Here is a 26,098-nt window from a genome sequence, read left to right as displayed (position 1 = left end):
GCTTGTCTGCTTGTCTGACCTGGCCGACCGCTAGGCCGCCGAAGCTGGCCTCTTGAACACCATGGCGATGTTGTCCGTGGCGCCGCTCTTGAAATTAACCGACGTCAGTCCGACCAGCTCCCAACCGTCTTCGCCGAGGACGTTCAGCTGAGGTGCCGCGTTCGGGTCAAGTCGGTAATTCTCGCTGCGGATGTTGATTATCTTGTACTCCCACTTCGTCATTCCGACCTCCTCACTGCCATGGCGGTACCTAGTTTACCAATATTCTAACGAAAACTGATTCTCAGAGTCTGTTTGCGCGTGATACCGCTCTTGGCGGCGGCACTCTCCTGATTCAGTGAGACCTCGAGTGTCCCCAGGGAGCCGGGTATCAAGGCGGCCTCTCCGGGCGCGAGCTCGGCATAATGAGTCGCCCAGCGGCGAATCTCGAGTCCCGGGAGCCGGCATTCGAACTCGGGGACCCGATCGTCGGGGAACCAGCGGCTGGGGATGTCGGTGACCAAGTTGCCGAAGCGATCGATGTGCACGATCCGACCCTCGAGAGAGCCCTCGCGCCTTTTGGGTGGCTCGTGGTCGAGTTGAAGAGGGTTCTTCATCGGGCTTCCCAAGGCCTCGAACGGCTCTCCCCGTGCCAGGTACGCGGCGACCGGCGCGAACCGATCGCGGCCATGGAAAGTCTCGCCCGGTGCGTCGATGAAGACTTCGGCGGCCTCGACCTGGCGCACCTCCGCGCCGTCTAGCAGATAGGAGAGCAAGCCGTTGTCCGGGGCGACGAAGTGGGCGTTCTCGCCACGAGCCGCGAGGATTCTGCGGTGACCGCCAACGCCCGGATCGATGACCGCCAGGTGGATGGTGCCGGGCGGGAAGTGCCGGTGAGAGGCGCCGAGGAGAAAGGCCCCCTCCTCAATGTCTCCAGGCGAAACCTGGTGGGTGATGTCGATCAGAAGCGCCTGGGGCGCCAAGCGTAGGAGGGTGCCCTTGAGAGCTCCCACGTAGTAGTCCTCGGTTCCGAAGTCGGTGAGCAGCGTGATAACGGGTTGCGGCGGTTTCGACATACATACGAGTATAAGGATCTCGCCGGCCTTCGGTTCTGTGCAGATCCGCCACCGACTCGCTCGGTTACAGGCCATACAATGGTGGGGTGCGGGATGCGTGCCTTCTGCTGTTCACGAAACCTGCCCGGCCGGGGCGGGTAAAAACTCGTCTGATTGGGAATCGAGGCGACGGGAGTCAGAACGGGTTGACCGCTGAGCAGGCGGCAGATCTCCACCGGGCCTTTCTCGACGATCTGGCCAAACGGCTGAGCGATGGACGATTCGATCTGGTTCTGGCCTGGGCTTTGGACGAAGGCGAGGTTCTGCCGGAATCCGAGCATCCGGCGGTTCGCCAAGAGGGCGACGATCTGGGGGAACGGTTGTTTTCAGCCTTGCAGGGGGCGGCCGAAAAGTATCGTCTGGTGGGCGCGGTCGGCTCGGACCATCCGGAGGTACCCCTGGAGGAAGTGGAGCGCGGATTCGCGCTCTTGCGTGGGGGCGTGGATGTGGTGCTGGGGCCGGCGGTCGACGGCGGCTACTATTTCGTGGGCCAGCGTGCGGCAAGCCTCAGGCCGGAGTTGTTTTCCGGGATCGAGTGGAGCACGCCCGAGGTGCTGGAGACAACGCTGCAGCGTTGCCGAGATCTGTCTTTGAGCCTGATGCTGCTGCGAGAGGGCTCGGATGTCGACACTCTCGAGGACCTCGATCGCCTGTCGCGGCGGCTCGAGGACTCGATGGACTCGCTATCCGGCGAGTGTCCGCGCACAGCGGAGCTCTTCAGACAGTGGAGAAGCGCATGAAGATACTCAGTACCGATGCGATGCGGGAAGTGGACCGCCTGGCGATTGAGGAGCTCGGAGTGCCGGGTGTCGTGCTCATGGAGAACGCGGCGCTGGGCGCCGTCGAGGCCGCTCTCGCCGAGGCCCCGAATGCGGAGTCGGCGGTGGTCTTCTGCGGCCCCGGGAACAACGGGGGCGACGGGCTTGCGATAGCACGTCACCTGGCGGTCCGGGGACTCGAGGTCGTGGCGCTGATCGCTACCGGCGGCCAAGACTACACGGGCGATGCGCTGGTCCAGCACCGGGTGGCGTGCAAGATGAGCGGCATGGGACTGGAGCTGCGAGTTCTGGACGCCGGCGCCGAGGTGGCGCCCGCACTCGAAGCGGTCGCAGGCGTCGACCTGGCGATCGACGCGCTCTTTGGCACGGGTTTGTCGCGGTCGCTCGAGGGGCAGTTCGCGGATCTCGTCGCGGGGATCAACGCGCTCGCCATGCCGACGGTGGCGGTGGACCTGCCGAGCGGCCTCAATGGTGATCAACAGAACCCCCTGGGTCCACACATCGAAGCCGACCTCACCGTGACCTTTGCGGCCCTCAAGGTGGCTCATGTGTTTCCGCCAGCTGCCGCTGCTGCGGGAAAAGTCGTGATTGCCGATCTGGGCATCCCCTTCGATCTGGTCGAGCGCGCGGAGGGCGATTTGCATCTGCTGGACGCCGATGACCTGGCGCCGCTCTTGGGGCCGCGCCCGCGGGTGGCGCACAAAGGAGACTTCGGACACCTTCTGGTCGTGGCCGGATCGATCGGGAAGTCGGGAGCCGCGGTGCTCACCGCGCAGGCGGCGGTGCGGGCCGGAGCGGGACTGGTGACAGCGGCGGTTCCGGAAAGCATATTGGAGACTTTTGAGGCGGCCTCGATCGAGACCATGAGCACGCCGCTGCCGATCTCGGCCGCAGGCGAGCTGGCCGGCGAAGCCCATGCCGCCCTGGTGCGCGCCGCACGGGGCAAGAACGCGGTTGCGCTCGGACCGGGCCTTGGCACCTCGAGCGGTACCGCGGAGATCATCCGCTCATTCTGTTTGGATCTCGAGCTGCCCCTGGTGGTCGATGCCGACGGCCTCACGGCCTTTGCCGGTCGGCTTGGCAAGTTTCGTGAGCGCGGACGGGAGACGATTCTGACTCCGCATCCGGGAGAGCTGGGGCGCTTGCTCGGGGTCGGAACAGAAGACGTCGTGGCCGATCGCCTGGGGTCGGTGCGCAGAGCCGCCGGGGAATCCGGTGCGATTGTCGTCCTGAAAGGACACCGCAGTCTGATTGCCGATCCGCAGGGTGGAGTCTATGTCAGCCCTACCGGCAACCCGGGCATGGCGACCGGGGGTTCCGGCGACGTCTTGACGGGCATGATCGGCGCATTGCTGGCTCAGCGCATGGATCCTCTTTCGGCCGCTCAGCTCGGAACCTTCGTCCACGGCGCGGCGGGCGACGCCGCGGCGGCGGAAGTCGGAGAGGTGTCCCTGGCGGCCGGCGATCTACTCGGTTACGTGCCCTCGTCGTTCGAAGCATTGGCCGGTCGGGCGCGGTTCGAATCAGTGGCGAGCCGCGGCGCGAAAGCGGTGCCGGTGGCGCCAGGCTCCGAATCCCCGGCATGAGGCTCTGGAATTCGACCTCGGAGGACGCGACGCTCGCGATCGGTTCGCAACTGGCCGAAGAGCTGGCTCCGGACGGAGTCCTGCTTCTCTTCGGCGAGCTCGGCAGCGGCAAGACGGTTCTCGCCCAGGGCGTCGCGAAGAAACTCGGCTTCGAGAGGCGAGAGATCCAGTCGCCTACCTACACCCTGGTCAACGAGTACGAGCGCTCTGGAACGCGCCTGGTTCATGTCGATCTGTATCGACTCGAGCCCGAGCAGGTCGAGGTGCTCGGGGTCGAAGAGGTGCTTGCCGGGCCGGGGGTAAAAGTGGTGGAGTGGGCGGACAGGCTGCCGTTTCCGGTGGCCGGCGCGGTCCTGGCCCGAATCTCGGTCGAGGTCACGGGCGCGCGCCGGATCGAAGCGTTCCGGCACAGAATCGAACCGGAGTTTCCGGCAAGAGAACCAGAGGGAGGAAAAGATGAAGATTGAAAAGGTAGGAGTGCTGGGCTGCGGACTGATGGGGTCAGGGATCGCCGAGGTCTGCGCAAAGGCGGGGGTGACGACGGTCGTGCGCGAAGTCAACGACGAGTTTCTCGAGAAGGGCCTGGGTAAGCTCCACAAGTCGCTGGGCCGGGCCGTCGACAAGGGCAAGTTGAGCGCCGAGGATCGCGACGCGACTCTGAACCGTCTCTCGGGCACCACCGACGATGCCGATCTGGCGGACTGCGACCTGATCGTCGAAGCGATTATCGAGAATGTCGAGGAGAAGTGCCGCACCTATGCCGCCCTCGACAAGATCGTGAAGAAAGAAGCCCTGTTCGCCAGCAATACCTCGTCGCTGACCATCACCGAGTTGGCGATGTCGACCGAGCGCTCCGACCGTTTCCTGGGCCTTCACTTCTTCAATCCGGTACCGGTGATGAAGCTGGTGGAGGTTGTGCGGACGCTCATGACGTCGGACGAGGCCTTTGCTGCGGCCTTCGAGTTCGCGAAAGCCATCGGCAAGGAACCGGTAGCGGCGAACGACAACTCCGGCTTCATCGTGAATCGATTGCTGGTTCCGTACCTGCTCGACGCGATTCGGGCCTATGAGAACGGTGTCGGGACGGTGGAGGACATCGACAAGGCGATGCAACTCGGCTGCGCCCATCCGATGGGTCCGCTTCGTCTGCTCGACTTCGTAGGTCTCGATACCACTTACTACATCGCCAACATCATGTTCGAGGAGTACCGCGAGACGCGCTTTGCGCCGCCGCCGTTGCTCAAGAAAATGGTCCTGGCGGGCCGTTACGGCCGGAAGAGTGGGCGCGGGTTCTACGAGTATTGAAATCGGGGCACCATTCCATGGTGTCCCCTCCCGATTCTCCGTGGGAGGCTCGACTTTCTGCTAGAATCGAGACGCGAGCGCAGCATGCATCTCCCGCACGAGATCCCATCCCGCCCCTTCCTCGAACCCGAACTCTGTTGACGAAAACCATTTCTCGATGCCTCAAGTGACCCTCGCTCAAGAGGGCATCGATGCTCTGTTTGGAGCTCGAGACCAGAACCTCAAACGCATCGAGCGAGCCTTCAACGTTACCCTGTCCGCCCGCGGCAATCAGGCCAAGATCGACGGCGAGCCGGAAGAGGCTGTGGTCGTCGAGCATCTGCTGAACGAGTTCTCGGCGTTGATGGGACGGGGCTTCCAGGTACGGCCCAGGGACGTCGACACCGCGATCCGGGTGCTAAAAGAAACGCCGGATGCCTCGCTGGTGCAGTTCTTCTCCGGCGACGGCATTCTGAGCTCGGTTCGCCGGTTGGTGAACCCGCGCAGCCTCGCGCAGCAGATGTACTTGAAGGCGATGGCCGATCACGACATGGTGATCTCGATCGGTCCGGCGGGTACCGGCAAGACGTATCTGGCTGTGGCGATGGCGGCCGCGGCGCTTAAAGAGAGGAAGATTCGTCGCATTGTGCTGACCCGGCCCGCTGTGGAGGCCGGAGAGAAGCTCGGCTATCTCCCCGGAGACCTGGCCGATAAGGTCAATCCGTACCTCAGGCCTCTCTACGACGCCCTCTACGCTCTCATCGGCTTCGAGAAAGTGATGAGGATGCTCGAGCGCGGAACCATTGAGGTGGCCCCGTTGGCATTCATGCGCGGTCGTACGCTTAACGACGCGTTTATCATCCTTGATGAGGCGCAGAACACGACCAGCGAGCAGATGAAAATGTTCTTGACTCGAATCGGCTTTGACTCCAAGGCTGTCATCAATGGCGACATCACCCAGGTCGATCTGCCCTCGGGCACGGCGTCGGGGCTGCGCGAAGCGAATCAAATCCTGAAGGGCGTCGAGGGCATCGCGTTCGTTCGATTCACCGAGCGAGATGTCGTTCGCCACCCGTTGGTGCAGAAGGTCATCAGTGCCTACGAGCGTCACGAGAACGGTCGCAGGCAAGCCGGCGGCGACGGGAAGAGCGAAGAGACCGAGTGACGGTGCTGGCGGTCTTGGACGAACCTGAGCCGGCGCCCGTCGACTCCCGCGCAGGTCACGCGGCCCGGAGGGTCCAGATCGACAATCCGAACCGCTATCGGGAGTCCGGCGCGCGCCGACTGCGTCCGTGGCTCGGAGAGCTGCTCGCGCAGGTGTCGCGAGATCCGTCGTCGACACTCGCGGTGCGCTTCGTAGGCGATCGGGAGATGAGGCGCCTGAATCGAGCGTTTCGCGGCAAGGACCGGCCCACAGACGTTCTCAGCTTCCCAGGTGAGACAACGATGGACGGGATCCACCTGGGAGACATCGCGGTATCGGTGCCTGCTGCCAGACGACAGGCCCTGGAGCGCGGCCATTCCGTTGAGCGCGAGCTCAAGGTTCTGCTACTGCACGGAGTTCTTCACTGCCTTGGGCACGACCACGAAACTGACAGCGGTGAGATGGACCGACTGGAGCGACGACTCCGGCGGCGGTGGGTGCCAGCCCCGTGAACGGCGGACTGGGCAACCCGGCCTTTCTCGCGCTGATTGCCGGGCTCGTCGGCGTGGTGGCGATCCTCTTTCAAGTGCTGGCCGCGATGTTGGACCGGCCGGGTCCGATTCGAGTGCGGCATTGGGCCGAAGAGGCCGGCGGCAAGCTGGAGGAGCTCTACACCGCGCCGACCAGGTTCGAGGCGTTTCGTTACCTTCTGAGCTTCCTCGCCAAGGCCCTGCCGATAGCCCTCGTGCTGAGCGTGGCGGCGGTCGCGCGCGGCGTTGGAGCCGCGGAGCGCTCAGCGATGTTCTGGGGAGTCGGGATTGCGGTGGTGGTGCTGCTTGCGACCGAGATCTTCAATCGAGTTTTCGTCGGCACCAACGCCGAGAGGGTGCTTCGCCGGCTCACGCCGACCTACCGATTGGCGCGTTGGATTTTGAGCCCGTTCGTGCCTCTGATCTCGCGGATCGTGCACGCGGCCGCCGATGAGAACGGGGACTCGGGCGAGCCCGAAGACGAGGCTTCGGACGGGGAGATCGAGGCGTTTCTGGATGTCGGTGCCAAGGAGGGAATCATCGAGCCCGACGAGGGCGACCTCATCATGCGGGTCATTGATTTCGGTGACTCCATCGTCAGGAGCGTGATGACGCCCAGAATCGACATGGTGTGCGCGCCCGCGACAACCGATCTAGACGACCTGGTCGCACTGTTTCTGGAGTCGCAGCACTCGCGGATTCCCCTCTACGTCGATTCGGTGGACGATATACGCGGGGTGCTTCACATTCGTGACGTCTTGGCGGCGTCGCAGTCGGAGGCGCCGCCGCCTCCGCGCAGCCTGGCTCGCGAGGCCTTCATCGTGCCCGAGACCAAGCCACTCGCCGAGCTGCTGCGCGAGATGCAGGCCGGTCACCACCAGATGGCGATCGTGGTCGAGGAGTATGGAGGCATCGCGGGCCTGGTCACGGTCGAGGATCTGCTCGAGGAGATCGTGGGTGAGATCGTCGACGAGCACGAGGAAGACGAATTCGGAGCCAGGCAGTTGGAAGCCGGCGGCTGGCGCCTGGAGGGCATGACGCCTCTCGACGATCTCGAGGATCTGTTCGATGTCGAGTTGGATGACGAGCCCTACGAAACCGTTGGCGGCCTGATATTCGGTCATCTGGGCGATTTGCCCGAGCCCGGTGCGATTGTCGAGGCCCATGGACTGCGATTCGTGGTCGAGCGAGTCGGCGAGAGACGGGTAGAGCGGCTCAGGGTCGAACGCGCGTCCAACTCCGACGGGAACGCCGAATCTACGGAAACACCATGACCCGTTTTCGTTCCGGCACGGTGGCTCTGGTCGGGCGGCCCAACGCTGGCAAATCGACCCTGATGAACCGCTACCTGGGCGAGAAGCTGGCCATCGTGTCCGACAAGCCGCAGACGACGAGACACCGGTTGGTCGGCATTCTGACCACCGAACGCGGGCAGATGGTCTTCTACGACACTCCGGGGGTCCACAAACCTCTTCACCAGCTCAATCGGCGCATGGTCCAGTATGCGGTAGATGCGCTCAACGACGCCGACGTCGTCTGCCTCCTGGCCGACGCCACCCAGAAGTTCGCCGGCGGCGACGCGCATATGCTGGCGCTGCTCGAGCGCACGAATGTGCGTCGCTTTGTAGCTCTGAACAAGGTCGACATCGTCGCGAAGCCCAAACTGTTGCCCCTGATCGGACGCTACGCCGAGTCTGCGCTGTTCGAGGAGATCATCCCGATCTCGGCGCTCGACGGAGATGGTTGTGACACGCTTCTGGACTTCCTCTTCGAGGCACTGCCCGAGGGCGAGCCGCTGTACGATCCCGAGCTCCTGACCCTGCATCCGGAGAAGTTCCTGTCCGCGGAGCTCATTCGCGAGAAGGTTCTGCTCGAGACGCGGGACGAGCTGCCGTACACGACCGCGGTGGTGATCGAGCTGTGGGAGGACAACGAGCCCAGAAACCTGACCAGGATTCACGCGTCCCTGCTGGTCGAGAAGCCCGGCCAAAAGGCGATCCTGATCGGCCGTCAGGGCGCGACCATCAAGAAGCTCGGCACCGCTGCCCGCCTCGATCTCGAACGGCTCCTGGGCCGCCGCGTCTTTCTCGATCTCAACGTTCGTTGCGAGCCTCGCTGGCGTGAGAGCAGGCGGCTTCTCAACGACCTCGACCGCGACCTCCTGCCGCATTCGCTCTAGCGCGCTTGCGCCGTGACTCCTCCGGTTGTGCCGCGCGGCCGCCGCCGACGCCTGGAGCGGTCCCGGTGTGTGTCAAGATCCGAGCAAGTGACCGACCCGAAAGACAGCCGGCAAATCGGCGAGAGCTCCGTGGTGGCCGAAGGGCGGTTGCATGATCCGCGGCGCAGACTCGCTTGGATCGCTGTTCTGGTCGTCGTTGGCGTGCACCTTGCCTTTGCGCTCTTGAGCGGGAACTTGGGCGCCAGCACCGGTGCCGGCAATGCGGCTGCGCTCGGAGGCACGCTATCGAGCCTGGTGCTGGTGTTCGTCTTTCAGCGCGCGCTGGGGCTCGAGGTCGGTGAATTTGGCCTGAGGCGACCCGCAAGCTGGCCTCGGGTCATCGCCTTGGGGGTTCTGGTGGCCCTAGTGAGCGGAACGCTGGCGCAGGGCCTGATGGCCTACGTGATCAGTCCTTTGATCAGCGCTGCTCCGCCCGACGTGACCCGCTTCGACGCCGTTCGGGGAAACCTGAGCAGGCTGCTGATGACGGTGCCGACCGTCTGGCTGACCAGCGCTTTTCCCGAGGAGGTGATCTGGCGCGGATTCTTGATGACACGCATCGCCAAACTGGTCGGGGGTTCGAGCAGCGCCTGGGCGCTGGCTCTGGTCCTCACCTCGCTGCACTTCGGGTTGATTCACTTCTATCAGGGTGTATCCGGTATGGCGGTCACCGGTATCGTGGGCTTGCTGTACGGCGGAGCGTTTCTGATCTTTGGCCGCAACCTCTGGGTGCCGATCGTGGCGCACGCGGCTACCCACCTGATCAGCTTCACCGCGATGTACATGGGATTCGTGTAGCCGTCGAGCGCAGCTATCTAGCCGGGGCAAAGACCCGGCAAGAAAGGAGCAATGAAGTGAGAGTGACAATCTTTCTATTGGCGGCGGCGCTGCTCGTTCCCCAGGCGGCGCGGGCCGTGATCACCTTCACACAGCTCGACGACGACGTCTTCGTCGTCAGTCACCGGGTCAAGGTCATCGGACTGCGCGGCAAGGCCATGAAGCTGGTCTACACGAAGACGGCCTCTCTCTGTGTGGCCGCCGGCTACTCCCACCTGAGGATTCTCGAACAGGAGTCCGAAACCGGCCAGGCCGACGATTCGGCGAACGCGAGCATCCGGGCCCAGTTCTACTTTGCCGACGGCGAAGACCGGGTCGGTTGCGAGCGAAACGCCGACCCCGAGTACATCCAGCAGGCGCGGGCGAAGCTGGCGAAACAGGGCTATCGGCCTCCGGAGCCGGGTGCCGTGGGCGCGAAAGCCGCCGAAGGTGCAAGCTCGGGCAGCGTCAAACCGGAAGGCAGCTCGTGCGCCATAGAACAGATCGCCGCCATGGCCAGGGCCGGCCTTTCGGACGAGCAGATCAGAGCCGCCTGCGTCCAGTAGGCGCTGCTTTCCAGGCCTTCGGGGCCAAGCCCTAGGGCGCGAAGTCGTCGACTCGCTCGTAGCCTTCCGGTAGCTCGAGTTTGAAGGCCGCGGGCACCACGTCCGGGTCCACACTGAGCTCGCTCACGGTGATGTCGATCGCGCCCTCGCCCTGAGGAGTGTTGAAGATCCGTATCCGTCTGCGGGGGAGGTAGTCCTGGGTGGAGAAGAACCAGGTCGACTCACCTTGGCCACCGGCGTAGGTCACGTGGATCTTGTAGCATTCCACGCCGGCGACGTTCTCGGTCCCCATGAGCTCGGCCTTGTCGCCGTTGATCTCGTCGTCGAACGGCGTCGGGTGGATGAACTCGATCATTCGGATGTTGCCGAGAGTCCGGCCGCCCGACCCTGTGACGTTGGGATCCATATCGACGTAGGCCTTCTGGGTCTTATGATCGATCAAGAAGTAGAGGTCTCCGTCTCCCCCGGCGGTCAGCTCGATCGGTTCGTCGGAGCCAACCCGTGTGCTCTTGACGTTGGTGTGGAAGTTCTCCGGTCCGGTACCGGTCCAGCCGAACATCAGGGCATCGCCCGCGGTGGGGGCGGCGAAGTTGGTAGCGGCGCCACTCGGCTTGCTGGTTGCCTTGTAGCGAACGCCGGAGACCGCTTTGGTCGCGGCGTCGACCTTCCTCAGAATCCTGAGTGCTTCGGGCTCGTTGGGATCTTCCTCCAGGGCGCCCAGGCTGCTCTCGACAGAATCGAACGCCGCCTCGGCGACATCTGTTGCCTCCGCCTCGAGAGCAACCTCGACGGCCTCCGCGACCCCGGTCGCGACGTCTTCGCCATCCGGACTCGACGTCTCGGTACTCAGATCCAGAGCCATGATGTTGACCTTGTCGCGCACGTACATGGTCTTGCCCACGATGGTCGGTGCCGTCCAGGCCACCCGGTTCAGGAGCTCGACCTCGGAGTGGATCGTCATGTCTTCGGGCGTCGCGGTGGTGAGGTAGAGCTTGCCGTCTTCGTCGAGCACGATCACCCGGCCGTCGGCGAAAACGGTGTTGGCCTTGGCGAAACCGCGCCGCCGCCACGGAATCTCGCCCGTCTTGACATTGATGGCCGACATAAAGGCGGGTGAGCCGCCGCCGCTGGTGCCGTAGACATAGTCGCCATCGCCGACGCTAGTCACGTGGTAGAACTGGATCTTGCGCGTCGACCAGAGCTCCTTGACTTGGGTCTTTCCGTCGTCGCTACGGATGAGCTCGAGGCCGTGCGAACCGGCTTGTAGCGAGGACAGAAAGAGATACCTGCCGTCGACCAGAGTCGGCGGGTTGATGTTCTGCTGGAACTGGTTCTCCACCGGGTGGCTCCAGAGCAGCTCGCCGTTGGTCGGGTCGACCCCGACGAGCTCCTGGGCCATGAACGTGACCAGCTGGTCCTGGCCTTGGATATCGAAGATCTTGGGCGTCGCGTAGCTGTTGGCGAAGCTCAGACTCTGCCAGGCCACGGAACCGTCCTTCTTGTTGAAGGCAACGATGCTCTTGTTCTCGCCGCCGACGAGCGCGATGACGGTGTCTGCGTACTCGACCGGGCTCGAGGCGTACCCATGAGGAAGCAGATTGCCGCCGAACTCCTCTCCCCAAAGGTCCTGTGACCAGATGACCTCGCCGGTGGACTTGTCGAGGACGTGCAAGCGGCCGGCAACTCCGATGGTGTAGATCCGCTCGCCCGAGACGAGAGGGGTGGCTCGCGGGCCGATTCCGAACTGCGTGACGTGGTTCTCATGCGGGTCGTGGTCGTAGCGTCGCTCCCAGAGCGTCTTGCCGCTTTCGGCGTCGAGGCAGATCACCGCCTCCTCCTCGCCGGCCCGGTACATGGTGTAGAGACGGCCGCCCTCGACCAGAACCGTGGAATAGCCGTCGCCGAGCTCGCGAGACCAGAGCCTCTTGGGACCGGTAGCGGGCCAGCGCTGGGCTATGTCGGCAGCCGGTGCTTTGAAATCTTGGCTGGGACCGCCCCAGCGCGTCCAGTCTTCGGTGTCGCCGGCGGGTGTCGGGGCTGGGAGAGCCAAGACAAAGGAGGCAAGCAGGAGAGATACGAGCAGCGAACTGGTGAGACTGGATGACCTCATGTGTACACCTTTCTTGCGATACGGACGTTTCGAGCAGCCACCGCGCGATCGGCGCGCCGGGAGTCGTCGGTTCAGTTGGCTACTCGGAGCGGGTAGTGTCTCACGACCATGCAGCCAGATACGACTCGGTCGCCATGAAGTTGCCTTCGCGGTGGCGCGGATCTTGCTGTTCTGGGCTTGCGACGACAACTCACGGAGGTGGTTCCATGACCCACAAGGCGGCGCAAGCGTCCTCTGTCCTCTTGGCTCTGTTCTTGGTGACCTCTTTTGCGGTCGCCGATGAAGATCCGGCAGCTATTTTCGGGGAGAGGGTCGAGGTTCGAGTGGTCAACGTCGAGGTAGTGGTCGAAGACCGTGAAGGGAACCGTGTCCATAATCTAGCCCTTGATGATTTCGTTCTTAGGATCGACGGGAAAGCGGTTCCGATCGGCTTCTTCTCCGAGATTGCCGACGGTCGTGTACTCGACCGGAGGCTTCTTGAGACGGACGTCGACACTCCAGTCTCCGGCGTCAAGGGGCTCGATGCCGGCCAGGAGGTGGGCACCAGCTACCTGGTGTTCATCGACGACTACTTCACCACCGTTGCTCGAGATCGCAACCAGGTGATTCAAGGCATCATCGACGGTCTTTACCGCCTCGGATCCGAGGACCGCATGGCGATTGTCGCGTTCGACGGCCGCAAGATCGAGATGCTGAGCTCGTGGTCCCAGTCCCGGTCCCGGTTGAGTTCGACCCTCGAGCGGGCAAAGCTGCGCCAGGCTCGAGGTATCCGGACGAACACGGAGACGCAGCGAGCTGACAGCAATACTCGGCTCGGTGCGGTCCAGCCGGCGGCGGCACGCATACCGGCCGAGGCGCAAGCTGCATTCGAGAATGCCGGCGAAGCGATCCCAGTCACGGACCTGCCGCCACTCGATGTCGCCAGCCCGGAGGCCGATTCCTGTGCCGCGATCAACTTCCTGGAGAGACAGCTCCGACGGGTGACATCGGGAGTCACGGCGACATTGCGGAGTTTCTCATCTCCTCCAGGGCGTAAGGTCATGCTGGTCCTGTCCGGGGGCTGGCCGAGTTCCGCCTACGACTACCTTCTCGGTCCGACACAGCCGTTGCTCGAGACCGGAGAGTGTGGGGCTGCGTCCGAGCGGATCGTAAAGCCCATGTACGACATCGCCAACCTGCTGGGCTACACGCTCTATCCGATCGATCTCCCAGACGAGTCTCGACTGAGCGTACATGCCGACGAAGCCGACGACTTGGCTCTGGCGGCGACAGGGCCGGGGATTACCGGCAGCTCACTCTCCCGAATTCCGACTGCGGCCTTTCGGGAATCCGAGATCCACGCAACGCTGGCGGAGCTGGCCGTCGAGACCGGCGGACGTGCGATGTTGGATGGCGCCCGCTTGAGCGCGTTCGAGACCGTCGTTGACAACACCCGCTCGTACTACTGGTTGGGCTTCGTTCCCGCTTGGCGCGGCGACGACCGCGATCACGACATCAAGCTGGACGTCCGAGAGCCCGGATTGCGGGTACGCTATCGGGAGGGCTTTCAGGATCTGTCCCGATCCAAGGAGCTCGGGTTCATGGTCGAGAGCGCCCTGTTCTTCGGAGAACTGCCGGGCTCGAAGCCTCTGCAGGTTCGGCTTGGTGCCGTGCCCAGGAAAGGCCGCAGGGTTGAGGTGCCGCTCGAGCTCAGGATTCCGATGGACGAGCTCACTATGTTGCTTGATCGAGGCCGCTACGTGGCGAGGCTCGAGCTACGCATTGGCTCACTGAACGAGAATGGCGAGCGAAACGAGATCTCGGTGGTGCCGGTGGCGTTGAGTGACGACGAGCCGCCGCCGCCCGGGGCATACGCCGCCTACGAGCTCGAGATCAAGGTCAAGCGCCAGGCGCAGGATCTCGTCTTCGTTCTTCACGATCCGCTCGGCGATACGATTCTAGCCGCGGCGACCAAGCTCGCGCTCTAGGGGCGGAGCGCCGACTTCGGCCGTTCGTGGGCAAGTCAAGCGCGAAACTCGTAAATCTAGGTTAGCCTCGGGGAAGGAGGGAGCCGATGAATCGCAAGATAGCCATGGCGTGTTTCGGAATGTGGGCGCCTTGTCTCCTCGCCTCCGGAGCGATCGCTCAGGAACGGCCGGCGGGCGTTTTCGGAGAGCGCCTCGAGGTGCGTGTGGTCAACGTCGAGGTGGTTGTGGAAGATAAGCAGGGCAACCGGGTCTCGGACCTCGCCGAGGATGACTTCCGGCTTCGGGTGGACGGCAAGGAGGTGCCTATCGGCTTCTTCTCCGAGATCTCGGAGGGTCGGCTGCTCGAGAAGAAAGTGCTGGCATCCAAGGAGAAGATGCCAGCCGCCCCGAATGTAGGTGTCGAGGCCGGGCAGCGCGTCGGCACCAGCTACTTGGTATTCATCGACGACTATTTCACCAAGATCGCGCGAGACCGCAACCAGGTGATCCAGGGCATCGTCGAAAGTCTCGATCGACTGGGTCCGGAGGATCGAATGGCTATCGTCGCCTTCGACGGCAAGCGGATCGAGATGCTGACCTCCTGGACCCAGTCCGAGCTGCGCTTGAGGTCGACCCTCGAGCAGGCGATACGGCGTAGGGCGCGCGGCTTTACCTCAGCGTCCCTTGTGAATGCGACCGACGCGACAGGGAGCTTCGAGGTGACGGAAGCGGGCTCGGTCCAGGACACCAGGGACGATCCGCCAGCTCCCACCTTTGAGGGCATTCGTGCAGCGAGTCGTGAGGCCGACGCCTGCGCGACGATCAACTTCCTGGAGCGGCAGCTGAAGCGAGTGACCTCCGGGGTCACCGCGACCCTGCGCAGTTTCGGGTCGCCGCCGGGACGCAAGGTGATGTTGCTTCTCTCCGGCGGCTGGCCAAGCTCCGCATACGAATACGTTATGGGCGCCACTCCGGCGATTCACCGCACCGGTGAGTGCGGCCACCAGGGGCCGAAGCTCCTCCGCCCCATGTACGAAGTGGCCAACCTGCTCGGCTATACGCTCTATCCGGTAGACGTTCCGGGCAATACGGGGCTGGATGACAGTGTCGGTGTGACCATCTTCAGGGCTCCTTTTCGGGAGTCCGAAGTACAGGCCACACTCGCGGTCCTTGCGGTCGAGACCGGTGGGCAGGCGATGCTTGGTGAGTCGCGCCTGAAGGCCTTCGATACCGTGATCGAAGACACCCGTTCCTACTACTGGCTCGGTTTCACGCCCGATTGGCAGGGCGACGACAAGAATCACAAGATCAGGCTCGAGGTGACGCGCCCCGGGCTCAAGGTCCGCTACCGCGAGGGGTTCCAGGATCTGTCACGGTCGAAGGAGCTCGGCTTCATGGTCGAGAGCGCGCTCTATTTCGGCGACTTACCAGGAGCCAATCCGCTCGAGGTGCGGCTAGGGCCGGTGCCCAAGAAGGGGCGCAGGGTCGAGGTGCCGGTCGAGATCCGAATTCCGATGGACGAGGTCACTATGCTGCCCTATGAGGGTCGTTTCGTCGCCGAGCTCGAGCTGAGAATCGGCGCGCTCAACGATGCCGGGGAGCGCAACGAGATCTCGGTGGTGCCGGTGGTCTTGAGTGGCGACGAGCCGCCCCCGGCCGGGGCCTATGCCACCTACGAGCTCGAGATCAAGGTCAAGCGTGAGCCTCAGGACCTGGTGTTCGCCCTGCACGATCCGCTGGGCGACACGATTCTGGCGACCTCGACCAAGCTGGGGATCTAGCGGCCCCTCGTTACGAACGCTGGTGAGAAGGGCAGGCTAGTCCGTAGCGGCCTCTTCCGAATTGAGTACGCCCAGGATATAGCTCGTGCTGTCGAAGTAGCGCCGAGCTGCTTCACGAACCGAGTCGCGGGTTACGGCCTCGATCTTCCGGTCGTATTCGAGGATCTCGGTAAGCGGCAGGTCGTTGATCTGCTGGAGGTGGAGAGCCCCGAGCCAGAAGCCGTTGCGCTCGAGCGCAGTCTCGCGCGACCGCCGCTGGATCTCTCGCACCTTATCGACGGTCGCCTGCGTCGGTCCCTCGGTCCTCAGGCTGTCGAGCTCGGCAAACGCCGCCGACAGGAGCTCTTCGGTTCGATCGGGATCGCAGGTAAAGCTGATGCCCGAGTTGTATCGACCTTTTGGATAGCGGCGGAGGCTGGAGTAGACGCGCACTCCGTAGACGCCGCCCAGATCTTCCCGCATGACTTCACGCAGCCGGATGCGAAGCGCATCGGCCATGGAAGACGCGATGTGAGCCTGGAGCGGGCTCCAGTCGGCGAAGCCGTGGAAGACAATTCGCACGTTGCTTTTGGGCTCGATGCCTTTGCGCACCTCGAACTCGCTGACGCCAGGCTCGGCGTAGGCCTCGACGTCGCGAAATGTCTCATTGCGGTGGATTGCGGGCAGGGAAGCCAGCCAGGTCTCGACCAGCGGGCGGACCACGTCCAGCTCGAAGCTCCCGACCATCGTAAAGACGAAATCGGAGGCGTCGGCAAAGCGATCGTTGTAGATCTCGAGGGCGCGATCGAGATTGACCTCGTCGTAGGTTTCGATCGTGAACAGCCGGCGCCGGGGATGCCCCTTGAAGGTCACCTCGTTCCACTTCTTGTTGAACCAGAAGCTCGGCGACGCCTCCTGGTTCTCGAGATTGCCGCGGGCGGTGCTGAGGTAGGACTTGAAGGCCCGCTCGTCTCGCCGAGCTCCGGTGAACTTCAGGTAGATGAGTTGAAACAGCGTCTCGAGATCGCGTGGCGAAGCGCGGCCGCTGATTCCCTCGCTGATCTCACCGACGAACGCGTTGACGCCGGCGACCTTGCCGGTCAGAGCCTTGCCGAGCTCAATGGAGTCGAAGTTGCCGAGCCCCATCTCTGCCGCCACGGCGGTGGCCTGGATGGCCGAAATGTAATCCTGTTCGGGGACCAGAGAATGGCCGCCGGGGCTGTACCCTCGAATCAGAACCTCGTCGTTCTTGAAGTCGGTCGGTTTGAGCAAGAGCTGCGCACCGTTCGAGAGCTGCCATAGAGTGGCTCCGATCTCGGCGATGGCCTCTTCCGACACGATGCTGCCGGGCTCGGGCTGCCTTTCGACCAGCGGCTCGTCGCGGGTCCTATCCACCCAGGGGGTGACGTCCAGCTTCTCGGCGGCGGCGAACAAGCCCAGCAGCTCGGCCTCTCGAGGGATTCCGGCTTCGTCGGTGTCGGGGCCGCTCAGGAGGATGATCCGGTTGGTGTCGGTGATCCACTGACCGGCCCGCGCGTTGACCTCGGCCAGCTCGATACCCGGCATCAGCCGAGTGTAGAGGTCGCGAACGAAGTCGATGCTCGGGATCGGTGCCTGATCCAGGAAATGGCGAGAGTAGCCGCCGACGTAACGGGCGGACTCCTGCTTGTCGCGCTCTTCCCAAAGGCGCTCGATGCCGCGCAGCATGTTGGTCTTTGCTCGCTCCAGCTCGCTTGCCGAAAAGCCGTGCTCCGCGACGCGCTTGGCCTCGGTGAGAAGCGTCGTCAGGCCTCGGTCGACGCCTCCGTCACGAACACCCGCCGAGATGCTGTACATCGCCTTGGTTCTGCCCAGGGGCCCCGAGCCGGCGAAGCCATACTGGTAGGGGGGGTCGGCTTCCTTGGCGAGCTCGCTCAGGCGTGCGTTCATCATGGCGTCGTAGAGATTGTCGATGAGGTCTCTGCGCGCATCGCCGACGGATCGGGTCTTCTGCAAGGGTCGCTTGTAGCCCACAGTGACTCTCACGGCGGTGGCCTCCTCATCGGTGACGATCGAGGTCAGCGTTTCGTCGTGGCCGGGGACCGGGGACTCGGTGCGTGGACGGGGTTCCTCCGGCATCGGAATGCGACCGAAGTGCTCTTCGATGCGCCCGATGGTGTCGGTCTCATCGAAGTCACCCACGGCTACGACGGCCATGAGATCTGGGCGGTACCAGTCGCGGTAGAAGCTCCGGAAGGAGTCATGGGGAGCTTTCTCGAGGATCTCTCGCTCACCAATCGGCAGGCGCTCGGCGTAGAGAGAGCCGTGGAAGATCACCGGAAACTGCCGGTCGCGAATCCGGCTGTTGGCGCCCCGTCCGAGGCGCCACTCCTCGACCACCACGCCCCGCTCCTTGTCGATCTCCTCGCCGTCGAAGCTGACCCGATGCGCCCAATCCTCCAGGATTTGAAACGCGGTCGCGAAGATCTCGTCATCGTCCGTGGGCACCTCGAGCATGTACACGGTCTCGTCGAAGCTGGTGAAGGCATTGACGTCGGCGCCGAAGCGCATCCCGATCTTCTCCAGGTAGTCCACCAGTTCCTGCTTGGCAAAGTTGTGCGTGCCGTTAAAGGCCATGTGCTCGACGAAATGAGCCAGACCGCGCTGGTCCTCGTCTTCGACGATGGATCCGGCGTTGACCACCAAGCGGAGGGAGGCTCGGTTTTCGGGCTTGCCGTTGGCGCGGACGTAGTAGGTGAGGCCGTTGTCGAGTTTGCCGATGGTGACGTCCGGGTCGACGGGGATCACCGCGTCTGAAGCGAACCGGTCGACATCGGTGGCAGCCGCGGCCTCGCCTCCGGCGGTGGCAGAGGGTGGCGGAAGTGTCGGCGAATCGGGGGCTGGAGCCTGGGGATCCGGCAGCGCCGCGCTGCAGCCGAGGAGGACGCCGAGTGCAAGGAGAGCTAACGCGGCCGGGACCGCCAGGGCTGGGTGCTTCATGGTTGTGTACCTTTTTTCATCGGTGCTGGAGAACGGTCGTTTCGAGGGTTCGCCGATCAGCTTCGGCCGGCGGTGGGGGGAATACTAGCCCGGCCGGTCCGGAAAGACGGAATCAGCCCAGGGACACAAGCCCACGAATAAGGGGTCTGAAAAATCGCGGTTGCGGCAACGGCGAAGAGGCCTGATAGGTTCTCTCCAGAGATTATCTATGGGCGAGACGAGGGGGACCGGCATGAAAGAGAGATTGACGTTCTTGTTCCTCCTCTTGGCCATGATGGCGCCGGACAGGGCTCTGGCTCAGGGGGTCCGCTTCAAGGGAGTCGTCACCGACGAGGACGGCAATCCCGTAGTGGGAGCGTTGGTCAAGGCGGAGGCGATCGCGCTGAATACCTCGATATCCGGCTCCGGCACGAGCAAGAAGGATGGGCGCTATGGATTGTTCGTGATGCATCCGGCCCGTCGGTACCGGATCACGGTGACCAAGGACGGGTACAAGGTATTCGCCGAGCTGTTCGATGCTGGGAGCACGTGGACCAAAGAACACTTGCGGATCGAGCGAGACTTCACGCTCGAAAAGGGCTCGGGCGGTGGTGGGGTTCAGATTCCAGAAGACGTTCGCGGCATTTACAACAAGGGGATCACCGCCTACAACGAGCGCGACTGGGATACCGCTCGCGCCAAGTTCGAGAGGGTACTGAAGATCCGGCCGAGGCTGGCCGCGGCCCACCATGTGCTCGCGCAAACCTGCGTGTTTCAGGGCGACAACGACCAGGCCCTGGCCTCGGCGAAGAAGGCGGTCGAGCTCGAGCCCGAGAATCGCCAGGCGCTCGAGCTTCTGATGAAGATTCATCGGGGACTCGGCAACGACACCGAGGCCGCGGAGATGGAGCGAGCGCTCGAGGCGCTCTCCGCCGAGTCCGAGGATTAGGCGGAGCCTGCGAGCGGAGTCACTCTGAACGCGCCGCGTCCGGTATGGCCGAACGGCAGGTTTCCTGCCGCCGCTACTCGGAGCAGGGCTCCCAGGCCAGCGGGATCATCTTCTCGGCGGTCTCCAGGTAGATGAGCGCTCGGAATTCCTCGCGCGGCACCATGAAGTTTCCGTTCAAGCTGTAGAACTGGTTGGGCACGAGAAATGGATCTTCGGCATCCGGAAAGTCGAGGTCGATGAAGAGAAAGAGCTCGTCGAATTGCCGCAGGCTCGCTTCGACCGATGGGAACCGTGAGACGCCGGTCGAGCCGCAGCCGACTCCGGGCCAATCGATCTTGCTCTCGTAGGCAACGAGTCCGAGCGCTTCGTACTTGTCGCCCAGGCTCTCCTTGAGGAAGACGCCCATCGTGTCGGGGCCGGTCAGGAATTTCCCGCCCGCAGCTATGTGGCCGTTGTGGGCCCAAAGGGCGGTCTTGGCTGCCGGGAACCGGAGCTCGCGGATCATTCGGGCAATGTAGGCCATGCCCAGATCGCGCGCCTCGTAGGACCGGCTGAAGCTGGTGTCGCGATGGAAGGTCTGCTCCTGCCACGACCGGAGGCCGACGATGTGAATCCTGGCCCACTCGATGTCTTCGGCGGTCGCTCGTCCCTTCCTGATCAGTCTGCGGGCGCGGCGGTCGAGGAATTCCCAATCGCGGTCCAGAGCGTCGAGGCAGCGCTCGTGCCGCAGCTCCGGGATTGGAGTCTGTCGGTTGGCGAAGTAGTCGCCCGCCGAGGTGGAGCTACCGCCTTCGCAGTTGTCCAGCCATCTGATCTTCCGGCTGTTCGCGTCGACGCCGAACTGTCTGAGAAGGCTCCTGAGACGCGGGGCGTCGTCCCAACCTTGCTGATGGTCGAAGCCGTAGAAGTAGACCGGGTCGCCGGCGTGCTTGCGGTTGTATTCGCACATCCACTGGACGAGATCGCGCACGCTCTCGTTCTGCCAGACCCCGAAGAGACCCTGCAGGGCCGACTCCGGGGAGCCCTGACAGTCCTCCACGTACCGCGCCACTAGCTCCGCCTCCACCCACGGGCTCTCGAATCCGAACGCGCGGAAGCCGCGTTTCTCGACCAGGTACTTGAACAGCCGGAACTTGGCCCGGGAGAATCCGCGCGTCGTGTGCACGTCCTCACCGAGTCCGAGCACGTCGATGTCGCGGACTATCTTCTTGAGCGGCTTGAGGTCGCCGATGGGAAGGGTCTCCTCGATGCCATTGAGCCGGTGAATACCGGGCTGAATCTCTTGGCCGGCCGCCGGGGCCGGCATCGAGGCCCGGGCGACCAGACTGATCAAGCCGAGCCAGAGCGGCGCCGAGCAGAGGAATCTTGTCGAGGGCATCAGGCGTTGGCTGTCCGCTCGTCTACTTGAGCTTGAGCTCGAGAATGCCGCCTGCCGGGGAACCGGCAAAGGACTCGCAGTGGCGTGAGGAGGTACGGCGGTCGGTCCAGAACACCCTGCCGTCGTCGAGACGGCGCCAGGTGACACCATAGGTCCGGCCGTTGCGAAGTCCGCAGACGTTGACCGGTTTGCGGCCACCCATGGCGGCGGGTTGATAGACCAGGAACCGGCGGCCGTCGGGGAGGCTGGAGGTGCCGGGATCCGCGGTCGTGAAGAGGGAGTAACCCGCCGATGAAACGGAGCCCGGATGCCCCGGCTGGGTGTTTGCCTGCGGAATGCTGCCTGCGAGGTCCACCCTTCGAGCGACGCGAGCGATGATCTTGAGAGTCCGCACGAGTTTCTCCGCCCGCTCACGGCCGCGATCGAGATCGCAACGGCCTCGCCACCAGGGCAGGCTATCCTCGCCTCGGGGGGCGGTCAGAGCGATTGGGTGCAGGCCTCTGAAGAAGCTCTTCCAGGCCCAGTCGGGGTTGGCGGCAAGCGGCGCCAAGTGGTCGGAGTCGGCGATGACGACTCGAGAACCTTCGGCCGCCGGAGGTTGGGCGTTGCGCACCGGGTTGAAGCAGTGCCCGGCTGTCTCGACTCCGTAGCGGTCGGTATTGCAGGGCGAAACCAGATCGGCGCCGAAGGCGGGCCTCGGCATCGAGCGACCGCCGATGCAGCTGGCCCAGATCAAGTGCCGCCGGTTCCGGTCCTCGGGATCCAATGCCACCTTTTGCGTCTCGAGCTCTCGCAGACGGTCGATGACCAGGCGCGTCCAGGGGCCCGAGCCGCCTCCGAGCTCGTTGCCGACCTCCCAGACGAAGTTGTCGAGGTCGTAGAGAGCCTCGACCATCCGACGCAGGTACTCGTCGTGAATGGGCGCCAGCCTGGAGCCCGAGTGGTTTCTGACCTGGGTTCGTTGAACGTTGTTGCCTCTTCTCAGTGGGTGGTTGAGCCATGGGTCCGGGCGGCGGGTGCCGTCCCGATCGTCCACGCTCCAGCTTTGAAACAGCATGACGCTGGTGTAGAGGCCGTGTTTCCGGGCGGCCTCGAGGCGCGAACGGAGCCGCTCGAAGTAGCGTTCGTTCCACCTGGTCAGGTCGTAGACCCTTCGACCCTGAACGATGACCTTCTCGAATGGCAGGGGAGAGTAATAGCCGTCCGACCAGCTCCAGCCTCGGAAGAAGTTGAAACCGGCAGCTTCGAGCTCATCAAGCCAGGCCGCATAGTCGAAATCCGTGTGCCGCTGACCGTCGTCGTAGTCTTGAAAAGCGTGCCAGGTGTGCGGACCGACCAGGAGAATCGCCTCGCCCGAGTCATTGGTCAGATAGCGAGGGTTGACCGGATGGACCTTCAACAGCCCATCGACGCTGGCAGAGACAGCGGAGGGCAGGAATACAAGCAGAAGTAAGAGCCCACAGCTGGTCAATGTGCTCGATGGGGGTCGCATTGCGATTCCTAGGTGCAAGAGCTTGACCATGTGAACCTATTCTGTCGGAGTGAACGCCAGGCGACCGATCGAGGCCCCCTCCCCACAGTACCGCCCTCGACAGGAGTCGTCGATGTCCTCGATGTGGACCTCCTCGCCCAGCTTGCTGATCTGGAGCGTGCAGCCGCCGCCCTGGGCCCGATCTCGATACTCAAAGGCGTCCCCTCTGGCCCGCGCGATGCCCGACATGGCACACCGCTGTCGAGCGTCGGCGGTAATCTCAAACATGAAGCCAAGGTCACCTTCTTCGAGCGCGCGCAGGGTCAGGCGATCCTCGGCCTCGGTTTCGATGGGCTCGTTGCCGTGGAAGACAAATACGCGATGCCGCCGGCTGTAGTCGCCGGCCAGGGCCCGGGAGTCAGGGCCGGAACAGGCCGCTGACGTCAAGGCGATTGCCGACAGCAAGGTGATCCACGGCCTCACGGCTGCACTCTAACGCCGAGCCGCCCTTGGAGGTGGGGGCCGGCCCTCTGGGAGGGTGTTTGAGAGCGTCGTCCGGCCTGCCAAAATTGACCGGTAGTGCGCGAGTTCACCGACGGCTCGACCGCGATCGTGCGCGGCGCGCTGGACGCCGGTTGTGATTTCTTCGCCGGTTATCCGATCACTCCGGCATCACCGATCCTCATGATGATGATGCGCGAGCTGCCTCCGAGGGGAGGCATCGCGATCCAGGGCGAAGACGAGATCGCCTCGATCGGGATGTGCATCGGCGCCGTGATGGGGGGCGCTCGCGCCATGACCGCGACCAGTGGCCCGGGGATCAGCCTCTACAGCGAGAACATCGGGCTGGCGATCATGGGCGAGGTGCCGCTGGTGATCGTCGACGTGCAGCGGCTGGGTCCCGCGACCGGTGGCGCTACCACAGTCGGCCAGGGAGATGTCCAGTTCGTGCGCTGGGCGACGGGAGGTGGCTACCCGATCATCGCGCTGGCGCCGTCGTCCGTCCCGGAGTGCTACCAGCTGACCCTGGAGGCGTTCCGACTGGCCGAGCGATTCCGATGCCCCGTTTTTCTGATGACCGATAAAGAGCTCAACATGACCGCGACCACGGTCGATCTCGAAGACTACGAGAGGGCCCGCCTCGGAGCCGGCGTCGGCCGGGAAAAAGAGCCCGAGCGGAGCGCCGAAGAGCCCTTTGAGCCCTACCGGTATGATCCGCCCGAAGCCGTCCCGCCTCTGGTTCCCTACGGCGACGAGCACATCGTTCGTTTCACCGGCTCGACTCACGACCAGAGGGCGTTCATCACCAAGGATCCGGAAACCGTGGGTCGCCTCAACCGTCATCTGAGGGCCAAGATCGACGACAACCTGGAAGAGATCGAGAGCGTTACGGCCGATCTGGAGCCCGGGGCCGAGACGCTCTGGTTGAGCTTCGGGTCGACCGCCGGTGCGATGCGCGAGGCGGTGGGGGAGGCTCGCGCCAAGGGTCGGAAGGTCTCGGCGCTAACGGTGCAGAGTCTGTGGCCGGTGCCCGAGAACTCGATCCGGGCGGCGCTGGAAACGGTGAGCCGAATCGTGGTCGCCGAGCTCAACCACGGCCAGTACCGGCGCGAGATCGAGCGCCTGGTGGCGAGCCGTGAATGGGGATGCACAGTGGAAGGCTTGCACCGGGTGGATGGCGAGCTGATTGCGCCCGAGCAGTTTCTGGAGCGACTGTCGTGAGCGGTAGCGCCACCATCACTCCGCTTGCGACTTTCCGCAACGACAGTCCCTATCCGTTTTGTCCGGGCTGCGGACACGGGGTGATCCTCAACCGCCTGAACGAGGCGCTTGTCCAACTGGACCTGGATCCTCACGAGGTCGTGCTGGTCAGTGACATCGGCTGCTCGGGGCTTTCGGACCAGTATTTTGCGACCAACGCGTTCCACGGCCTCCACGGGCGCAGCGTGACCTACGCCTGCGGCATCAAGCTGGCCCGTCCGGAGCTGACCGTGGTCGTGATCATGGGGGACGGAGGCACCGGTATCGGCGGCACCCATCTCCTCAACGCGGCCCGTCGCAACATCGGGGTGACCGTGCTCGTGTTCAATAACTTCAACTTCGGCATGACCGGCGGACAGCACTCGACGACGACTCCGCTGGCCGCGGTGACCTCGACGACCTTGGCCGGCAACCTCGAGCGCCCGCTCGACATCTGCGGCACCCTGGCGGTGAACGGCGCCGGCTTCGCCTACCGTGGGACCAGTTTCGACAAGCACCTCTCCGAACGGATAGCCGAGGGGATTCGGAGCCCCGGCTTTGCGATTCTGGACATCTGGGAGCTCTGCACGGCGTACTACGCGCCCAGCAATCAGCTCACCGGCAAGGCACTCTTCGGAATGCTCGAGGAACTCGGGCTGCCCGTCGGCGTGGTGGGACGCAACGACGTCGAAGACTACGGTGACGCGTTTCGGCGGGCACATCCGGTCGTTGGGAAGAGGGCCGTTCCGGGTCTCGAGCCCCTGGAACCGGGGTTCGAGGCGTCACTCGACAAGCGCTTCGAGCTCGCGGTGGCCGGATCGGCCGGCGAGAAGGTGCGCTCGGCGGTGCGGCTGGCCGCCCGGGCTGGGATTCTCTCCGGCCTCCGGGCGACCCAGCGCGACGACTATCCAATCACCGTTCAGAGCGGACACAGTCTGTCCGAGCTCATTCTGTCGCCCGTGCCCTTTGCCTACAGCGGGATGCGCAAGCCCGACGCTCTGCTGGTGCTGTCCGAGGATGGCCTCAAGAAGGCTCAGGGGTATCTCGACGCGATGGGAGCGGAGGATCGTGTGTTTGCCATACCGGGACTGAGGCCCCAGACTCGGGCCTCGCTGACGATCGTGGATCCTCGGCAGGCGGCAGTCCGCGTCACGCGCCACAATCGATCGTTGGTCGCTCTTGCCGCGATGCTGTCCGAGCTCGATCTGTTTCAGTTCGCGGCCTTGGAAGCGGCCGCCGGTCTCCTTGCGCCCGCCTACCGGGCCGCCTGCCTCGAAGCGATCCTGGCGGGGCGGGCGCTGGGCGCGATCGATCAGTGAACCGTGCCGGCCTCGCAGAGCGTGAACGCCGCGATAGCCGCATCGAAGACCTCGCCCCCGGCAGTCACCATCTGGTAGCTGCCCTCCATCTTGCCTACGTCGGTGGTGAGCGGACACCCCGAGGTGTACTCGAATGACTCACCGGGCGCGAGTACCGGCTGCTCGCCGACGACGCCCGGTCCGCGCACTTCCTCGACGCGTCCCTCGCCATCCGTGATGATCCAATGGCGGGTCAGCAGTTGAACGGTCTCCGAGCCCCGATTCTGGATCGTGACCGTGTAGAGGAAAAACCACTGCGACAGCTCGGGCTGGGAGCGATGTGGGTCGAATCTGGGCTCCACGTGGACGCTGATCCCCCGGGTTACGGCGTCCGATGCGAAGCCGGCCGTTGTTCTCGAAGACGGCATCGGGTCATCTTCTATCACGTTCAGCCGGGGTGTCGAGCAGTTG

At 64.0% G+C, this 26,098-nt stretch carries 23 protein-coding genes; 15 read left to right on the top strand and 8 right to left on the bottom strand.

The genetic code is table 11. From position 1 onward, the window contains the following. Window positions 1–30 precede the first annotated feature (30 nt). Both GY769_05345 and GY769_05340 read right to left on the bottom strand, forming a co-directional pair. Window positions 31–222, bottom strand: coding sequence for a DUF4177 domain-containing protein (locus GY769_05345; GenBank protein ID MCP4201344.1), 192 nt, complete (start codon window positions 220–222; stop codon window positions 31–33). A gap of 44 nt (window positions 223–266) precedes the next feature. Beyond that, a complete protein-coding gene (locus tag GY769_05340) occupies window positions 267–1,055 on the bottom strand; it encodes an SAM-dependent chlorinase/fluorinase (GenBank protein ID MCP4201343.1) in 789 nt (262 codons plus the stop codon). 86 nt (window positions 1,056–1,141) lie between these two features. On the opposite strand from GY769_05340, the gene GY769_05335 reads away from it, so the two are divergent. From GY769_05335 to GY769_05290, 10 genes are all read left to right on the top strand, one after another. Beyond that, window positions 1,142–1,834, top strand: coding sequence for a glycosyltransferase (locus GY769_05335; protein MCP4201342.1), 693 nt, complete (start codon window positions 1,142–1,144; stop codon window positions 1,832–1,834). Continuing rightward, the gene (locus tag GY769_05330; GenBank protein ID MCP4201341.1) at window positions 1,831–3,459 is read left to right on the top strand and encodes an NAD(P)H-hydrate dehydratase; all 1,629 of its coding nucleotides are present in this window, start codon (window positions 1,831–1,833) and stop codon (window positions 3,457–3,459) included. The genes GY769_05335 and GY769_05330 overlap by 4 nt, the downstream gene beginning before the upstream one ends. Beyond that, complete coding sequence (tsaE, locus tag GY769_05325; GenBank protein ID MCP4201340.1) at window positions 3,456–3,926, top strand: tRNA (adenosine(37)-N6)-threonylcarbamoyltransferase complex ATPase subunit type 1 TsaE; 471 nt, start codon at window positions 3,456–3,458, stop codon at window positions 3,924–3,926. The genes GY769_05330 and tsaE overlap by 4 nt, the downstream gene beginning before the upstream one ends. Then, on the top strand, window positions 3,916–4,764 hold the full coding sequence (locus tag GY769_05320) for a 3-hydroxybutyryl-CoA dehydrogenase (protein MCP4201339.1): 849 nt from the start codon (window positions 3,916–3,918) through the stop codon (window positions 4,762–4,764). The genes tsaE and GY769_05320 overlap by 11 nt, the downstream gene beginning before the upstream one ends. Before the next feature lie 157 nt (window positions 4,765–4,921). Continuing rightward, window positions 4,922–5,908, top strand: coding sequence for a PhoH family protein (locus GY769_05315; GenBank protein MCP4201338.1), 987 nt, complete (start codon window positions 4,922–4,924; stop codon window positions 5,906–5,908). Between the two features lie 206 nt (window positions 5,909–6,114). After that, on the top strand, window positions 6,115–6,399 hold the full coding sequence (gene ybeY / locus GY769_05310) for an rRNA maturation RNase YbeY (GenBank protein ID MCP4201337.1): 285 nt from the start codon (window positions 6,115–6,117) through the stop codon (window positions 6,397–6,399). After that, the gene (locus tag GY769_05305; protein ID MCP4201336.1) at window positions 6,396–7,691 is read left to right on the top strand and encodes an HlyC/CorC family transporter; all 1,296 of its coding nucleotides are present in this window, start codon (window positions 6,396–6,398) and stop codon (window positions 7,689–7,691) included. The genes ybeY and GY769_05305 overlap by 4 nt, the downstream gene beginning before the upstream one ends. Continuing rightward, window positions 7,688–8,596 (top strand): GTPase Era, encoded by a 909-nt coding sequence (locus tag GY769_05300; GenBank protein ID MCP4201335.1) that lies wholly within the window; start codon window positions 7,688–7,690, stop codon window positions 8,594–8,596. Before GY769_05305 ends, GY769_05300 begins: the two co-directional genes overlap by 4 nt. Before the next feature lie 87 nt (window positions 8,597–8,683). Beyond that, the gene (locus GY769_05295; protein ID MCP4201334.1) at window positions 8,684–9,433 is read left to right on the top strand and encodes a CPBP family intramembrane metalloprotease; all 750 of its coding nucleotides are present in this window, start codon (window positions 8,684–8,686) and stop codon (window positions 9,431–9,433) included. Between the two features lie 56 nt (window positions 9,434–9,489). Then, window positions 9,490–10,017 (top strand): hypothetical protein, encoded by a 528-nt coding sequence (locus tag GY769_05290; GenBank protein MCP4201333.1) that lies wholly within the window; start codon window positions 9,490–9,492, stop codon window positions 10,015–10,017. Window positions 10,018–10,048: 31 nt separating this feature from the next. Here GY769_05290 and GY769_05285 read toward each other — a convergent pair whose 3' ends face one another. Next, a complete protein-coding gene (locus GY769_05285; protein ID MCP4201332.1) occupies window positions 10,049–12,127 on the bottom strand; it encodes a PQQ-binding-like beta-propeller repeat protein in 2,079 nt (692 codons plus the stop codon). Window positions 12,128–12,333: 206 nt separating this feature from the next. On the opposite strand from GY769_05285, the gene GY769_05280 reads away from it, so the two are divergent. Together GY769_05280 and GY769_05275 are read left to right on the top strand one after the other, a co-directional pair. Next, window positions 12,334–14,094 carry a VWA domain-containing protein gene (locus tag GY769_05280; protein MCP4201331.1) on the top strand — a complete coding sequence of 587 codons (1,761 nt, stop codon included), beginning with the start codon at window positions 12,334–12,336 and terminating at the stop codon, window positions 14,092–14,094. Between the two features lie 86 nt (window positions 14,095–14,180). Beyond that, window positions 14,181–15,854 carry a VWA domain-containing protein gene (locus tag GY769_05275; GenBank protein ID MCP4201330.1) on the top strand — a complete coding sequence of 558 codons (1,674 nt, stop codon included), beginning with the start codon at window positions 14,181–14,183 and terminating at the stop codon, window positions 15,852–15,854. 36 nt (window positions 15,855–15,890) lie between these two features. Here GY769_05275 and GY769_05270 read toward each other — a convergent pair whose 3' ends face one another. After that, the gene (locus GY769_05270) at window positions 15,891–18,812 is read right to left on the bottom strand and encodes an insulinase family protein (GenBank protein ID MCP4201329.1); all 2,922 of its coding nucleotides are present in this window, start codon (window positions 18,810–18,812) and stop codon (window positions 15,891–15,893) included. Between the two features lie 232 nt (window positions 18,813–19,044). Between GY769_05270 and GY769_05265 the strand changes: the two genes are divergently transcribed. Then, window positions 19,045–19,740, top strand: a complete 696-nt coding sequence (locus GY769_05265) for a tetratricopeptide repeat protein (GenBank protein MCP4201328.1) — start codon at window positions 19,045–19,047, stop codon at window positions 19,738–19,740. A 73-nt stretch (window positions 19,741–19,813) separates the two neighbouring features. On the opposite strand, the gene GY769_05260 is transcribed toward GY769_05265, so the two are convergent. The 3 genes from GY769_05260 to GY769_05250 form a co-directional block, all read right to left on the bottom strand. Next, window positions 19,814–21,118 carry an erythromycin esterase family protein gene (locus GY769_05260; protein ID MCP4201327.1) on the bottom strand — a complete coding sequence of 435 codons (1,305 nt, stop codon included), beginning with the start codon at window positions 21,116–21,118 and terminating at the stop codon, window positions 19,814–19,816. A 22-nt stretch (window positions 21,119–21,140) separates the two neighbouring features. Continuing rightward, window positions 21,141–22,517, bottom strand: a complete 1,377-nt coding sequence (locus GY769_05255) for a DUF4038 domain-containing protein (protein MCP4201326.1) — start codon at window positions 22,515–22,517, stop codon at window positions 21,141–21,143. Window positions 22,518–22,646: 129 nt separating this feature from the next. Then, on the bottom strand, window positions 22,647–23,072 hold the full coding sequence (locus GY769_05250; protein ID MCP4201325.1) for a hypothetical protein: 426 nt from the start codon (window positions 23,070–23,072) through the stop codon (window positions 22,647–22,649). A 96-nt stretch (window positions 23,073–23,168) separates the two neighbouring features. On the opposite strand from GY769_05250, the gene GY769_05245 reads away from it, so the two are divergent. Both GY769_05245 and GY769_05240 read left to right on the top strand, forming a co-directional pair. Then, the gene (locus GY769_05245; GenBank protein ID MCP4201324.1) at window positions 23,169–24,311 is read left to right on the top strand and encodes a pyruvate flavodoxin/ferredoxin oxidoreductase; all 1,143 of its coding nucleotides are present in this window, start codon (window positions 23,169–23,171) and stop codon (window positions 24,309–24,311) included. Further along, window positions 24,308–25,648, top strand: coding sequence for a 2-oxoglutarate synthase (locus GY769_05240; protein MCP4201323.1), 1,341 nt, complete (start codon window positions 24,308–24,310; stop codon window positions 25,646–25,648). The genes GY769_05245 and GY769_05240 overlap by 4 nt, the downstream gene beginning before the upstream one ends. Here the strand turns inward: GY769_05240 and apaG are convergent. Continuing rightward, window positions 25,642–26,055 carry a Co2+/Mg2+ efflux protein ApaG gene (gene apaG, locus GY769_05235; GenBank protein MCP4201322.1) on the bottom strand — a complete coding sequence of 138 codons (414 nt, stop codon included), beginning with the start codon at window positions 26,053–26,055 and terminating at the stop codon, window positions 25,642–25,644. The genes GY769_05240 and apaG overlap by 7 nt on opposite strands. Window positions 26,056–26,098 lie beyond the last annotated feature (43 nt).

The organism is bacterium (assembly GCA_024224155.1).
Classification (GTDB): Bacteria; Acidobacteriota; Thermoanaerobaculia; order Multivoradales; family JAHEKO01; genus CALZIK01.
Note: the sequence above shows the minus strand (reverse complement) of the source record. Positions and strands in the feature narration are given on the sequence as shown.